Here is a 14,729-nt window from a genome sequence, read left to right as displayed (position 1 = left end):
CTATTAAATCCACCCATAATATATAAATACAAAAGCAACAGTGTCAACAAATCCGTGAACAGCAATATTAAACCACAAATCGTTCTTACGAATATGAAAAACAATTGCTAAGAGCATACCAGTTATACCTGCTACGATTTGACCTGTTATACCTTGATATGCGTGTACCCAACCAAAAATAAACCCAAATAATAAAATATTGATTACAAGGCTTATTTTGCTTGAGCCAAAAAACTTAGTAAACTGTCTCATTAAATATCCCCTAAACACAATTTCTTCGCCGAATGCTGCTGATACCCACATAAAAACAAGTAAATTCAATATACCAGGTAGATTTCCTTTATAGGGTTCGAATACTGAAAAGTCTATAGGTTGCCCTGTAATATAAGAAACACTTGGTACCATTACGTAGTAATAAAATAGAAAAAAAGCTGTACCCAATAGAGGTGCTACAATTAAGAGGCTTTTTATATTTAACCTTTTTCGTTGAAAACCTAATGATTTAAAGATGCCTTTTTTATATTCTATTGCACTTGCAATTAATATTAAAAAAGCGGCTATTCTCATTTGAAAATAGCCTGATAAGTACAAAAGACATAAAAGAATTATAGTAATTATAGGAGTCAAATTTGTTTTTAAAGAAGTTTTGTTCATTTTTTTCGTTTTTAAATTTTAAACGAAATAACAACGATCAAGTAAGAAAAACTCTTGAAAAACAGCAACTTTTACTGAATGGTATTAAAAAAGTACCTGAATAATCAACCTTAATTTATAATTTCTTTTCAAACCAATCCATAAACGCTTGTCTCTTATATCTACTTATATTTATTTGAGAAGTTTTTTTATCTAAAAAGGTAGGTTTAAGTAGTACCGATAATTTTCCATTTTCTATTGATTGTACTTGTTCAATAGAACGAGCATGAAGAATTATTTGTCTATTAGCTCTAAAAAAACTCTGTTCGCTAATTTTACTTTCAACTTCATTTAAAGTAAAATCTGTAATAATTGTAGTTCCATCAGTTTTCACAATATATACTATTTTGTTTTCACTATATATAAAAGCAATTTCAGGATACTTAACCAAGGTTATTTTACCGCCTTGTTGAACTTTAAGTGTACCTTTTATGGAGATAAGTTTGTGAAGTTTATAAATATCCGTTGAAAATAAAATAGCAATTCCAAGAGTGCACATTAGTAGGGAGATTGAAAATCCCGTTAGTAAATTATAAATACTGTATGATTCAGTTCCATTAATCAAACCATTTAAACCATAATATAAAGGGATATATAGTATGGTAATATACCCTAAAGTTGAAAATAGGAAACGTAATAGTATTTGGGTGTTAATTTTTTTAGTGAAGTATTTGTTTCTGAAATATTTAAAATTAAAGCTAGCGATAATAAGTACTATACTGCCAACAATAATTGAAGCAACAATAGGAAGCCAAGGGAATTCGTAGGATTTATTTAGCGGGAAATTTTCTGGCTCAGTAAGGTGGTTAATCAGAATAGAAAGTATTACAAGTATAAAGCCGTTTCTAACCCACTTTTTTTTTAAGTTAATAATTACTTCCATTGAAAATTTGAATCTACCTTTTTGGGTTGTTTAACTTATGTATAACCCCAAATATATGAATTGGAGCAAGGCAATGTTACCTAACCATCGACAAGTCTGTGCTTATTTTACAACTTTTCCTTCATCAAATAATAGCGCCATAGCAAATATACAAGAACCATTGGGGTATCACTTAACTACTATGATATCATACTTGATGTCCCAGTAGTTTTTAATACGGTTCATAAATTATTTTGGTAATTCCATCTGGGTTCTCTTCTACTAGATTCGCACCATTTTTATAGAAAGTAAATATTTCTCCTTGTTCTTCTAAATAACGAATTTGGTATTTATTATCTCCCAATTTCTTCCAATTCCACCCTAATTCAAATAGAATGTTTTGGCATTCTTCAGGGAAATTATCAGATATTATTCTACCTCCTTCTATCCTGTTATCAGCTTTGTACTCAACATAGATAAATGATTTACAAATTTCCAAATCAATTATTTGATTCGATTCATATTTTTCAATTGCTTTCCATTTTCCAACTATTATATCATTGCTATTGTCCGAATCATCATTGGAACAAGAAATTAGAATAAAAATTCCTGTAAGAAAAGCTATGGAGAATTTTAATTTATGCATTTATTTATTTTTTATTAGAATTGTTTACAACCTTTAATATATGTATCATAATAAGGAAAAATGTTACCTTATTTTTTGATTTTTCTTGCGCATTGGTTCTAATTTTTCCTTCCACAAAACATTGCGCCTTAGTAAATAAACAAGAGCCTTTGGATTATTACTTAACTGTTATGATCACATACTTGGTGTTATCAAGCGTTTTTTATTTCCGATGACAATAGCTTTTTCGTTTTCTCAATCGGATAATATGTGTTTATTAATTGAACAAATAAATTCAAATTCCCTCTTTGATTTAAATCATAAAAATCTGACACTTTTTTGTTTTCATCTATTATTTTTTTCATAGTAAATTTTGTTGAAATTCCAGCAATTGAGCTCAAAATTCTTGTTTCTAAATTTCTCAATTTACTATAACTCACAAATCTAGAGTCAAGTTGTTCAAATTTATCTGAACGGTACCATTTTGTTAAATTATTCCAATTGTTTTCATTTATTAGGATACCCTGAAATTCCTTGGTTTCAGGAATCTTATTAATCAACAGATTGGTTCGTTGTCCTATATATTTTGAAGCATATTTACCTCTTGTCCCTGGAAAATTAACACTTCTTATTGGGCCTAATGAAATTCCAGATTCTATTATCTCGTTTAAATTGTATTCGGACTTTTCCCCTTTATCAATTCGGTTAAAAACATAGACTAATCTTCCGTCAAACTCTGAAACATCCGTAAAATCATAGATTTCTGCAAATCCGAATCCAAAATTATTGTCAAGTTTAAATCTGAATATTTTCCCTGAATTTTCTTTAATCACTTATCTTTCTTTAAATGATAGCGTCTCGCTATGATTTCGTTGTGGAATCACCCAAAGGATTATTCCGTAGTAAAAATCTACTTTAATTTATAAATTAAATTTTGTTTTAGCTTTTTGCCACAATGAATTATAGGCATTGTTAGCTACTGGCTTTTTTTCTACTTTCTTATAATTTAATATCTCTTTTACATCAGTAATTAATCTCGAAGTGTCAAAATCCAATTTATTCCGCTTTACTTTTAATTCAACCAATTCTAGTTTTTCAACTATTGTTTCCGAAAAGAATTGTTGCCGCTCAGTTTCTGTCAATTTGAAAAAATTCTCATTCTCAAGTATAATTGGAATTCCTATTGACTTTTCTTTTCTTCTATAATTTTCTATTTCTCTTAAATTCTTTCTTTCATATGGAATTGGCTTAACGTAAACTTGAAATAGAATTATTTTTAGATCATTTCCGTAATTTTTCCATTTCAGATGAGCTAGTTTGTTTTTCAGTCCGATATCACTCCACAGATATGACTTTATTAGCTCTTCGTTAGTTTCTCCAAAATTAAAACTTGCGAAAAATCCTATAATATTATCGTTAATCTTTTCAGTCATTTTATTTTCAGCTTGTAGTTAACGTTTGGTTATGAATAACTGAGTAATTTCAATATTAATTCAACAAATAAAAACCGAATATAAAACCCTTAAGGGTTTTCATAAATAACTCATAAACAAAAAAATTAATTACACACAGTGTTGGCACAAGTAATTATTCATAAACTAATTCAGTTCCATTTTAAAACCCTTTTTGAATGCTTTTTTTTCAGGTTTTGTTAATTTCTTTTCTTTAATTTCTTCCCATAATTTAATTGCTTCTTTTCTCGATAATTTTTTAGTTTTTTTAATCGCCGTAGCCCAAAGTAAAATCCCGTAATCTTTTCGGTTATATAAAACGTTTCCTATTCCATAAAAATGTGCTTTGTCATCTTTTAATTTCAATTCAAAATCAAGTTTTCCACCGTTTGTTTCCTTGCGAAAGTATTCCAAAACAGTTTCCTTATTCTGATTATAAATGCTCTTTTCGGTTTGAGAAAAAGTTAAAGTAGAAAGAATTAGAAATGATAATAGGATTAAGTTCTTCATTCGTTTTTTATTTATAACAACGTCTCGGCTATGGTCAGTAAGGGAATTAAAAGTAGTAAACTTACGATTAAGTACTTAGTCAAAACTTTTTATTTTGTTTTATCTTTTTCTTTATCAATACTATGTTTTGCATAATTATACCCAAGAGCATCGTATCGTTTTACGATATGCTCCAAGCGCATATGAAAATCTTCCCAGTCTCTATTTTTTTTAGTTGACCATACTACTTCCGATAAAGCAGTCATTCTTGGCAGTACATTATATTCAACTAGATCCCAAGTTGGCATATACTCTGTCCAAACGTTTCCTTGTGCACCTAGAATATACTTTCCTTCCTCAGCGCTTAACTCTAATGGAGTAGGTTCGTAAGAATATACTTTTTCTACAGTGGTATATCTTTTACTACCCGTAAGTGCTTCTTTTTTTTGATCCTCTTCACCCACTTGGTAATAATCAAAATAACAATGTGTTCCTGGTGTCATTATTACTGTATGGTGTTGTTTAGCGGCAGCAATGCCCCCTTCAACGCCTCGCCATGACATTACAGTTGCATTTGGTGCTATTCCGCCTTCAAGAATTTCATCCCAACCAATAATATTTCTACCATTAGCGTTTAAGAATTTTTCTATACGTCTTATAAAATAACTTTGTAATTCATGTTCATCTTTAAGCCCTTCTCTTTTTATTACTTCTTGGGCATAAGCACTTTCTTCCCATTCTTTTTTTAAGACTTCATCTCCACCAATGTGAATAAACTTACTAGGAAAAAGCTCCATTACCTCACTTAATATATCTTCTAAGAAACCAAATGTTTCTTCTGTAGGCGCAAAAGTTTCATTAAAAACCCCCCATCTTTTTGCCACCTCGTAGGGTCCTTTAGTATTTCCGAATTGTGGATAAGCCGCCAAAGCAGCTGAGGAATGCCCAGGAAGTTCTATTTCGGGAATTACCGTAATATGTCTAGCTCCGGCATAGGCAACTACATCTTTTATTTCTTCTTGAGTATAAAATCCTCCATATCGCACATCATCATACGTATATGGTGCGTTTTTGGTTCCAGCAAGGCCGATCGCAGTTCCTTTTCTAAAACCTCCAACTTCTGTTAATTTGGGATATTTTTTAATTTCTATTCGCCATCCTTGATCTTCAGTTAGATGCCAATGAAATGAATTCATTTTATGCATCGCTATTAAATCTATATATTTCTTAACAGATGCTACGGAAAAAAAATGACGTCCTACATCTAAATGCATGCCCCTATATTCATATCGAGGACTATCACGAATCTCTACTGCAGGAATTGTCAATTCTGCTATCTCATTATCAACATTCTCAATTTCTGCAGGCAACAATTGTCGTAAAGATTGTATACCATAAAAAACACCAATATTGGTTTTTCCAGAAATAATAATAGCATCATATTTTACTGACAGCTTATAGCCTTCAATATTCTCAATGGAATTATCAAGTTCTAGTTTGATATTTCCGCTATTGCTGGCAGAAGAATCTATGGTGAGAGTAATACCAGAAATACTAGTTAACATGTTAGATAGGTATTCCGTTTCTAGATCCAAACTTGTATCGCTTATTATGGAGGTATTCGAACTCAGTAAGAAACGACCTTTTGTTATTGTTAGCTCTTTAGGTTTTGGAATTATCTGATAATCATCGGCTGAATTCAATACTTCTTGATACTTATTTGAACAGGAAAGCGCCAACATAGATATTACTATGAAAATTATATTTCTCATTAATAAGTTTATTTTTAATTGGTTACAACGTTCCATATATATAAATCGTAGCTGTGCAAAATGCTACCTAACTATGGACGTTATCTAGGCATTGATTGCTATATTTTCATTTTGTAAGCTATTGCGTCCTCATAAATATACAAAGACCCTTCGATTAATCACAAATTAGCTATTATCACATATAGTATTATCTTTTATTCATCTTTAGGTTTAGGAACATTCAAATGAGGCAGTTCATATCCTTCTTCTTTCGAAATTAGATAATGAGACCATTTTTCAATTTCTTTTTCACCATAAATAATCATTCTAACTGGAATATCTTTCACGTCCATATCACTTAAGACGTAAGTTCTTAGATGTTCAGGAATGTTTTCATAGGACACTTTTAATTTGTCTTTTAATTTCACAGTTGGATTCTTGATATATTCTTCATAAACTTCTCGACAAATTTCAGAAGTAGTTTTGTCTCCATTTAGTTGAGATATAATATCTTTAATTTCACTCAGTTTCTGTTCTATATTTGCAGAATATTGACAAGTCCCTATTATACACTTTCCAAAACCATATATGTGAACTATAGAATCTTCGGCTAATTCTGTTGATATTTCGCCATCTTTAACAAGTAAATTAAATTCATCAACCGTAACAAGTTTAGGATCTTCAATACCAGAAATTTGAATTTGTGAATCCGCAAAAACATTTATATTCATTAGATGATAATTTAGGTCGTCAATTTTCAGGAAACTGTGAAAGCTATCTCCTTTCTGTTTTTCCGAGAAATAGTTCTCTGGGTTTTCTGTTTTAACAGGTTTTCCATCAGCCATTCCTAATAAAGAAACATTCATTTTACCGACTTTTTTTGTCGTAGTGCCAAAGCAGTTGAAAAGATTCTTTAGTTCGGGGTTTAAATCTTTAACGACTTCTTTTATATGTGTAAGGTATGATTCTTTATCAAAAATCCACTCTCCACTTTTTACTGTCCAACTCCCTAAATGATGTATTGAAAGTTCTTTTCCATTAGGAATTTTAGGTAAAACCCAACCAGAGTTTAATTTTCCTTTAAATAATTCCAAATCTACCATTTCCCAACAATCAATAAGTCCGTCTTCAAATACTTGAAGGTTAATAAAGAAGTAACTTCCTCCATTATTTATTACTCCTGGAACAAATCTTCCTTGTAAAATTCGAGTTCTTTCAATTTTTGGAAATGAATCAAATCTCAATTTCTTTTCCTCTTTATTTAGTCCAAATAATTTCATTCAGTTAATTGTAGATAACGTTTTGAATAAGCCCTTGGCTTAATGGCGTTTATTTAATGTTATCTTTTTCAAATAATAGTTTTTCGATTTTATCACTTACCGTTTTATTAGCCTCATAATCTTCACCCTCAATCTGACCGCAATTGGTCAAAATTAGAATGATTACATTCTCCTCCCTGAACCATCTAATGGCACTATTATGTCCAAAGCCTTCTCCACCTCTGGACCAAATCTCTGTAGTCTTTCTTGAGGTTTTGGTGGTAAACCAACCGTAACCAATTCCTATTCCGCTTCCAAGAGTTAAATGTGCTCCGAAAAGCTCTTCTAATGATTCATCATTAAGCAACTTTCCAGAGATGAGTGCGGTAAAGTAACGCTGTAAATCAATTATATTGGTAATAACTCCGCTCGATGCTCTAAATCCCCAATTAGGAGGCACTTCATTTGGCGGGAATTTTTTGAGTTTCTGAGCATACTTTTTTTTGTTATCTTCATCTAATTCAAACCAAAAATCACTGTTGGTCATCTTCGCAGTTCGGAATATATTGTCTTTTACATATTCTTCATAGGGAATTTCAGCAGTCTTTTCTATAAGTGCCGCTGTAAGCCAATATCCAGCCCCGGTATAATTAAAATCACCTTCTTTTCCTAGCGGGGTTTTATATATTAGTTGGATGTTTTCATCTCTCTGAGTTGCGCCAAAAGTCTCATATTCATCACTTAAACCAGATGTATGAGTAAGCATTTGGCGTATGGTTATATTTGCAAATTCTTCTGAAGTTTCGGAATCTATTTTTGACAAGGGATCGGTTGTTTTTATAACTCCATTTTGTTGTGCTATTAAAGTAGCTACTCCTGTAAGTCCTTTAGTTGTAGAAGCTAAATAAAATCCAGTGAGTGGTGTAATAGCAGTAGTTTTCAGAGAATCTGTCCAGCCATATCCATTTTGAAGAATATTCTTGCCATTTACAATAACACTCACCGTTCCTGAAAATCCAAGATTCATTTCTTCTCGAAGTAGCGAGTCAATATTCTTGGCCAAATTTCCATCAATGATAATTTGATTTTCATCTTGGCTCATCATTGAAGAATTTTCAGTCGAATTATCCTTAGTTTTTTGACTACAGGAAATCAGAAAAAGTGCCATCATTGAGGTTAGAAAACAAGCTTTCATTTGGTATTAATTTTGTTGCACATAGCGTTAAATATAACAAACGTTGCTGACCTAAAGAACAGCTATATTTTGTTATATAGTGTTACAGGCTGTCTTGTTTCGCAAATATTTCTTCCAATTTGTTTTTTAATTTATCTCCTCTTAGTCTTCTATCTATGATAATTCCATTCTGGTCCATTAAAAAATTATCGGGTATTCCATTTACATTATAAATTAAACTAACATCACCTTCAAAACCTTTTAAATCAATTACATTCGTCCAAGTAAGGCCGTCTTTTTCAATAGCATTTATCCAACTTTCTTTATTTTGATCTAAGGAAACACCGATTATTTCAAAACCTTGATCCTTGTATTTTTCATACTCTTTAACAAGTTCAGGATTGGATTTTCTACAAGGGCCGCACCAAGAAGACCAAAATTCTACTAAAGTATATTTCGCTTTTATATCAGAAAGTTTAATGTCTTTTTCCTCAAAATTTTTGAGAGAAAAGTCTACATACTTATCTCCAATTTTTGGAGTTGTAGGTAAACTCAAATAATAAGCTATTTCTTTTCCATTTGATGATTCTTTAATTTCCTTATTCATTTTGGAAAAATACTTGTTACTTTTTTCTTTTCCCCATTCTCTTTTGTATCGATTCAACAATGCAATACTTTCCAAAAAATCAGGGTATTCTTTTACAAAATTTTCGCTTATTTCTGTCATTTGCGGCATTAAAGCGCTATATTTCATAACTGCTGAATCTCTTTCTATCTGACTTAAGCTTTGATCCATAGATGCCTGATATAAACTTTCAAATTTTTTCTTTAAAGGTTTAATTCTTTCATAATGAATGTCTGCTTGTTTTTGAATTTCAGAACCATTTATTACTCGATCCATAAATTTATCTTTCTCAGCATTAAAACTTATTTTGCTGTTTTCAATCCATAACTCGGCAAAATCTCTAGTATCTTTTATACCAAGGACAATTTTTTTAGGTTTTTCCACTTTTCCAGTAAATCGAAATTTTCCTCCAATAACAAAAGTAGAATCATTGGGTTTAAAAAAATCCCCAAGGGTTACGATAGTACTGTCTGAAATATTTTCAACAATTCCATTGATTTCATACCCATCAATTTTTGCTTCTTTTTTATTACAAGATATTAATAGTAATGTAGTAATAAAGGTAAATCCAGTTTTTCTCATAAAAATTTGTTTTGCTTGCCTGTAACGGCTTCGGCTATGGTTAATACGGGATTAAAAAGTAATTAATTTCCGATTAAGCACTTAGCCTAAGTTTTTTATTTTGTCTTAACTTTTCTTTTTTAAAGCCAAATCAAAAGATTTGGCGGACTTCAAAAAATACACTAAACTTAGGATTAAATAACAAAACCCGTATTACTTATAGTCATCTTTGTTGTACACAGACTTTTTTGTAAAGTTTAATGTTCGTTTCCATTATAAATCCACATTGGCATAGTTTCTCCAGCTTTCTCAAATCCCACTTTTTTATAGAAATCAATAGCTTTTCCGTCAGCAGTCAACATTTGCATATGGAAATCCTTATATTTTTCTTGAAATTTATCCACAATCATATTTCCAATTCCTTTCCCCTGATATTCAGGGTGGACTAATAAATGCGGATAATAAACAACAAGATACCCGTCGGAAATTGCGTTCCCAAGTCCAACTAATTTTTCATTAACCCAAGCAGTTATTAATGTATGAGAATTCAATAGTGCATTTTTCAATTCAATCGGTTTTTCAGCAGAACTCCATTCATTCGCTTTATACAGTTCAATTATTTGTTCGGTATTAATATTTTTAGTCTCTGAGATTATAATATTCATTTAATTCTAGTTTTTTTAGCTGCGTACAACGTTTAATATATGTGTTGTTGCAGAGCAAAATATTACCTTGCTTTTCGGTTTTTCTCTACCTACCTGTCGGATAGCAGAAAGGTGCGCATTGATTGCTAATTTTTACTTTTGCAAGCATTGCGCCTTACCAAAAATACAATAACCATTCGATTCGTCACTTTGCTGCTATGATCACGTATATGTTGTTGTGTATAGTGTTTTTTATTCCGTTGCGTTTATTTTATTCCGTTCTTTAGCGATTTGTTCTTTCAGTTTGAAAATCAAACTTAAAAGTACAATTGCAACAATGTTAAAATTCACTTCAATCAAATCAGGATTCGCACTTCTGGATAAATCCCAATTTACAAATCCGAAGTCAATTCCAGCGATGGTGTCATTAGTTAATTCAATCGTAAGCCTCACATAGATTCCAATAGCATAATTAAAAATATACCCTAAAAGTGCAAAGCTCAAAATTTGAACAGCTTGGACAAACAATGAAAAATTTAAACCTATCAGATATCTTTTCCGAATAAGTAAGATTCCGCTATAGATTGAAAAGACGCACAGTCCAAAGAAAACTGCGAGCGAGAATAGGAAAAATCTATTTGAGGTCAATTGGTCAAAAACATTATATATCATAAATAGGATTCCAACGATTCCGCCGATGATTTGATAATATCCTAAATATTTAATTTGATTGTAGATTTTCTTCATTCACGTTTTTTTTTCAACATTATACACAACGTTAAATATATGTATCGTAGCAAGGCAAAATGTTACCCTGTTTTATGATTTTTCCCTGCCTACCTGTCGGATGGCAGGCAGGTGCGCATTGGTTGCTAACTTTTCTCTCGAGCAAGCATTGCGCCTTACCAAAAATACAAGAACCATTCGATTAATCACTAAGCTGCTATGATCACATATATGGTGTTACCCAATGTTTTTTATCATTTCGTTTATTCGATTTTCTGCTTCTGCTTTTGAAATTCCGTTGTAATAATCTCTAACAAATTGATGGTCAAAATCTTCGTGTGGAAAAATTTCAGGTCTGTCATTTCCACTTTTTGTCATTACATCGCAAGGAATTGAAGAAGTATCTCCATATTCAATTATATTGCTACATAACCAACCAAAAAATCCAGTTTCGTATTTCGGATTGTTGAAGTTTTCTTTATAATCAGAATAGCTTTTTTCGCTTAAAGAAACCCAAAGCCCATATTCAAGAGTTTCACAAGCATCATTTACTTTTTGAGTAAGCGTTACTCTAATAAATCGGTCAATTTGGTCTTCATAATGAATTTCGCAAAAGTCTGTTTCTAACTTTCCAAGTTCGGATTTTTCATCGTCAGAAAGATTGTGGTAATTCGCAGGTGAATTAAAAGCTAATGCTGGCCATTCCGAATGAGCTTGTCCACATTCAGAGCATTTAAATTCTGTTGTTTTATTTTTCTTTCTTTTCCAGAACATTTAGTATTGTTTAAGCGTCAAATACCACATAATGTATCAATCTATCACATTTTTTTTCAAGAGTAGGATATTGTGATGATACGTCTTCCATAAATTCTTTTATTAGGAAAGCTTCCATAAAATACTCGAAACCAGGGCATTTTTTTTCTGTTACTTCAAAAGTTTTCCATTCTAACTCTTCTTCTGTTAAATTGAGTATTGTGACTTCTGATTCACTAGAAAATTCACCGTCAATCCTTTTAACATAAAGAACGGATTCTTCGTCAATTTTCTCAATGTTTGTTAAGAGTTCAATTAGTTTCATTTAATGTTGGGTAACGTTTAATATATGTGTCGTAGCAGAGCAAAATGTTACCCAATTTTTGACTTTTCTGTGTATTGGTTGCTAACTTTTACTTTTTGCAAGCATTGCGCCTTACCAAATATACAAGAACCATCTGATTGATCACTTTGCTGCTATGATCACATATATGTTGTTGTAGTGCGTTTTACTTTTCTCCTTCGTTATATGTCACTCTTTTTTTTCTTCCAACTATTTCAAACCGTCTACTCTTTGAAAAATCTCCATCTATTGATTCCATAGTATCAACACTTGAATCTATTGGGAGGTCATAACTTAATTCAAAACTATAGTCAGGTAAAAAACCGTCATAAGTATAATAGTAGGAGATGTTATCAGCATTTTTTGGTAATTTAGGAAACCAGTTAATTTTTGTTATTTCATTGTATTGGTTATAAGTCAAATTATCAGCTTTTGTTCCAAAAGGGAGTCCGTTTGCCGGTTTGATTTTTATTGCCAATTCTTTTCTTAATTCATTTTTCTGGATTCGATTTTCATAAATCTTTTTTGAATAGTTAAAGTAAAGAAACGAAGAAACCAAAAAAGTTATCAAAGCTGAAATCCGAATTCTTTTCTTGACAGAGGTGTTTTCTTTTCTAAAATATCCAATAGCTATTCTTATTCCGATTAAAGATAGTAATGTGAGTCCGATTATTTTTAAAAACTCAATTGGTCGAACATAGCTATTGAAAGTCAATTCGACAAAGTCAGTCCAATAGGCTAATAATCCAGTAAGAATTATCAAATTTATTAAAACAATTACTAAATATTTAATCGATTTTCGAATCATCATCTAGTTTGTAAGTAATACCAACAATTTTACCATCTTTTATTTCTACTTCATCTGCATTTTCGCGTGCTAAATCAAGAAAATCTTGAGTAAAGGGATTGTCAACATTAAATATATGACTCCAAGCGGGAGAATTTCTAGTCATATCGAAAGCTAAACCTGCGTTAATTGTCAGCTTATCAGCCAATATTTTAAAAGTATCAATTGGATTCGCTCCAGCTTTTCTTAGTTCAGAAATAAATTCATTTATATCATCAATTTCATTTAAAACTTTACGTTTTGATACTCTTTCTATTTCAGTTTCTTTATTGGTCATAAGTTTTTCTCAAATGTTCGTTAAGATACATGGTTTACACAAGTTAAAGATTAGGTGTTTACACTAAATTAGTTTCTAATCTTGTCGATTGTTGTTTATGTCTTAGGTTTCTTTGATCAAAGAAACCTAAAAATACATTTCTATAATAGACTTTCCAAATGCCATTTCCAAGCTCTTGAACACCGACATATTTTCCTTTTAATGCAGCTGTTAGATATACCCAGTAATAGGATTTCCATCTAATAGCTCCGCTTTTAGTTACTTTAAGTACTTTGTGGTTGCTATGATAATCAAAATGAGGTATTTTTTCAGGGAAAGGTCTACAGGAAAAATCGTGTACATCAGCAGGTGTTTTCATATCCAAAGCTTCGTGTGGTCTTATGTGGTTATATTCTTTCACAAAGTGATTTAAACGTCTTTGTTGTGCTTTTAAATCATAGGCTGAAGGTTTAGCACAAGCAGCTTTTAAATCGCGGTGCATTCGTTCGTGTCTTCCATTTTGTTCTGGGTGTGCAGGATCAGAAAATACAGGTGTAATTCCGAGTTCTATAAACCAGTAGGATAGTTGTGTATATCGTTGAATAGCTCGTACAGAACCAAAAGGACTTCCGTTATCAGTATGTACTTGTTTAGGGATGCCGTAGGTTCTGAAAACCTTTGTAAACTCTATTTTAGCAGCTTTTAGGGTTTCTTTATAATGTCCTTTGGCTGTGAATAGGAATCGACTTTTAGAGTCTGCGATGGTCAGTGGATGACAGTAGATTTTATTGCCCATTAAAAACTTTCCTTTATAGTCGGCACTCCATACTTCGTTACACGATTTTGGATCAAAAATAGGGTAGGTTGGTTTGACTCTTCGCATTCTTTTTTGAGGAGATACTAAGCCATTTTTCCGAAGGATATTGTGAACAGTCACCACAGAAGGGATTTGTTCTTTTGCAAATTCTTTAAACAATAATATTCTAATTTTTTTGGCTCCCCAAAGCTTGTGTTTTTCTTTTAATTTGAGAATATTATCGACGATTTTTTGATCGGTTGTGTTAGGATGTTTTCCTGGCTTTCTAGATTGTTCTTTTAGACCTTCAAAGCCTTGATTTTCGAATCGATCAATCAATTTGTACGCGGTTGGTCTGGAGATTTCAAAACTCCTACACAATTCAGTGAGGGTATATTTTCCTGTACGCCATTCACAGATAAATTCAATTTTTTGTTCCATAGTTGTTGTGTTTTTCCAAGGCATGATAATTTGATTTTTCCCTCAAATTACTCCTCAAAAAGTGTAAACTATGTATCTTTAACTTTGTAAACGATGTTCCTTTAACGTACCAAATGCACTACAACGTTTCTTGTATGGTGCGTTTGCTTCCCGAAGGGAGCAAATGAACTATACAAATTGTTGTAAGTAGTGTTTTTATTCAGTTGTTTCTTTATTCCAATAATCTTTTTTGTTTTTTTTCTGTCTATAATATGCAACAAATATTAAAGAAAGGGGAAAGAATAAAATTATTAAAATCCATTTAAAAATATTCAGAATCATATTTATTCCTTTTCCTCAATTTTATTTAGTAATTTTTTGGCGTCCAACATTCCATAATCGGATGCCATTGCCAAAAATTTTCTTGCATTTATTGTATCATTCAATTGATAAT

17 protein-coding genes are annotated in these 14,729 nt (G+C 31.4%); all 17 read right to left on the bottom strand.

Translation table 11 applies throughout. The annotated features are described in order from the left end of the window. Positions 1-3: 3 nt before the first annotated feature. Positions 4-654 carry a CPBP family intramembrane glutamic endopeptidase gene (locus tag Q0975_RS25635; RefSeq protein ID WP_299442861.1) on the bottom strand — a complete coding sequence of 217 codons (651 nt, stop codon included), beginning with the start codon at positions 652-654 and terminating at the stop codon, positions 4-6. Positions 655-769: 115 nt separating this feature from the next. Further along, positions 770-1,576: a LytTR family DNA-binding domain-containing protein gene (locus Q0975_RS25630; RefSeq protein WP_299442860.1), complete on the bottom strand. Its 807-nt coding sequence runs from the start codon at positions 1,574-1,576 to the stop codon at positions 770-772. 211 nt (positions 1,577-1,787) lie between these two features. Continuing rightward, the gene (locus Q0975_RS25625) at positions 1,788-2,201 is read right to left on the bottom strand and encodes a hypothetical protein (protein WP_299442858.1); all 414 of its coding nucleotides are present in this window, start codon (positions 2,199-2,201) and stop codon (positions 1,788-1,790) included. 191 nt (positions 2,202-2,392) lie between these two features. Continuing rightward, on the bottom strand, positions 2,393-3,013 hold the full coding sequence (locus tag Q0975_RS25620) for a hypothetical protein (RefSeq protein ID WP_299442856.1): 621 nt from the start codon (positions 3,011-3,013) through the stop codon (positions 2,393-2,395). An 87-nt stretch (positions 3,014-3,100) separates the two neighbouring features. Continuing rightward, positions 3,101-3,613 (bottom strand): hypothetical protein, encoded by a 513-nt coding sequence (locus Q0975_RS25615; protein ID WP_299442854.1) that lies wholly within the window; start codon positions 3,611-3,613, stop codon positions 3,101-3,103. A gap of 165 nt (positions 3,614-3,778) precedes the next feature. Beyond that, positions 3,779-4,141, bottom strand: coding sequence for a hypothetical protein (locus tag Q0975_RS25610; RefSeq protein ID WP_299442852.1), 363 nt, complete (start codon positions 4,139-4,141; stop codon positions 3,779-3,781). Between the two features lie 89 nt (positions 4,142-4,230). Beyond that, positions 4,231-5,892 (bottom strand): beta-N-acetylhexosaminidase, encoded by a 1,662-nt coding sequence (locus Q0975_RS25605; protein WP_299442850.1) that lies wholly within the window; start codon positions 5,890-5,892, stop codon positions 4,231-4,233. 194 nt (positions 5,893-6,086) lie between these two features. Next, a complete protein-coding gene (locus Q0975_RS25600; protein ID WP_299442848.1) occupies positions 6,087-7,151 on the bottom strand; it encodes a hypothetical protein in 1,065 nt (354 codons plus the stop codon). 49 nt (positions 7,152-7,200) lie between these two features. Next, complete coding sequence (locus Q0975_RS25595; protein WP_299442846.1) at positions 7,201-8,325, bottom strand: serine hydrolase domain-containing protein; 1,125 nt, start codon at positions 8,323-8,325, stop codon at positions 7,201-7,203. 82 nt (positions 8,326-8,407) lie between these two features. Further along, positions 8,408-9,511, bottom strand: a complete 1,104-nt coding sequence (locus tag Q0975_RS25590; RefSeq protein ID WP_299442844.1) for a TlpA disulfide reductase family protein — start codon at positions 9,509-9,511, stop codon at positions 8,408-8,410. 236 nt (positions 9,512-9,747) lie between these two features. Then, positions 9,748-10,155 (bottom strand): GNAT family N-acetyltransferase, encoded by a 408-nt coding sequence (locus Q0975_RS25585; RefSeq protein WP_299442841.1) that lies wholly within the window; start codon positions 10,153-10,155, stop codon positions 9,748-9,750. Between the two features lie 231 nt (positions 10,156-10,386). Further along, positions 10,387-10,881 (bottom strand): hypothetical protein, encoded by a 495-nt coding sequence (locus Q0975_RS25580; protein WP_109435463.1) that lies wholly within the window; start codon positions 10,879-10,881, stop codon positions 10,387-10,389. A gap of 216 nt (positions 10,882-11,097) precedes the next feature. After that, a complete protein-coding gene (locus Q0975_RS25575) occupies positions 11,098-11,634 on the bottom strand; it encodes a DUF2199 domain-containing protein (protein ID WP_299442836.1) in 537 nt (178 codons plus the stop codon). 10 nt (positions 11,635-11,644) lie between these two features. Beyond that, the gene (locus Q0975_RS25570) at positions 11,645-11,938 is read right to left on the bottom strand and encodes a hypothetical protein (protein WP_299442833.1); all 294 of its coding nucleotides are present in this window, start codon (positions 11,936-11,938) and stop codon (positions 11,645-11,647) included. A gap of 184 nt (positions 11,939-12,122) precedes the next feature. Continuing rightward, positions 12,123-12,719 (bottom strand): hypothetical protein, encoded by a 597-nt coding sequence (locus Q0975_RS25565; protein WP_299442830.1) that lies wholly within the window; start codon positions 12,717-12,719, stop codon positions 12,123-12,125. 25 nt (positions 12,720-12,744) lie between these two features. Then, on the bottom strand, positions 12,745-13,080 hold the full coding sequence (locus Q0975_RS25560) for a hypothetical protein (protein ID WP_299442827.1): 336 nt from the start codon (positions 13,078-13,080) through the stop codon (positions 12,745-12,747). A 58-nt stretch (positions 13,081-13,138) separates the two neighbouring features. Then, a complete protein-coding gene (locus Q0975_RS25555) occupies positions 13,139-14,296 on the bottom strand; it encodes an IS481 family transposase (protein WP_299442824.1) in 1,158 nt (385 codons plus the stop codon). Positions 14,297-14,729 lie beyond the last annotated feature (433 nt).

The sequence above is a fragment of the uncultured Aquimarina sp. genome (assembly GCF_947500065.1).
Classification (GTDB): domain Bacteria; phylum Bacteroidota; class Bacteroidia; order Flavobacteriales; family Flavobacteriaceae; genus Aquimarina.
This window is presented reverse-complemented; position numbering and strand designations above follow the sequence as displayed.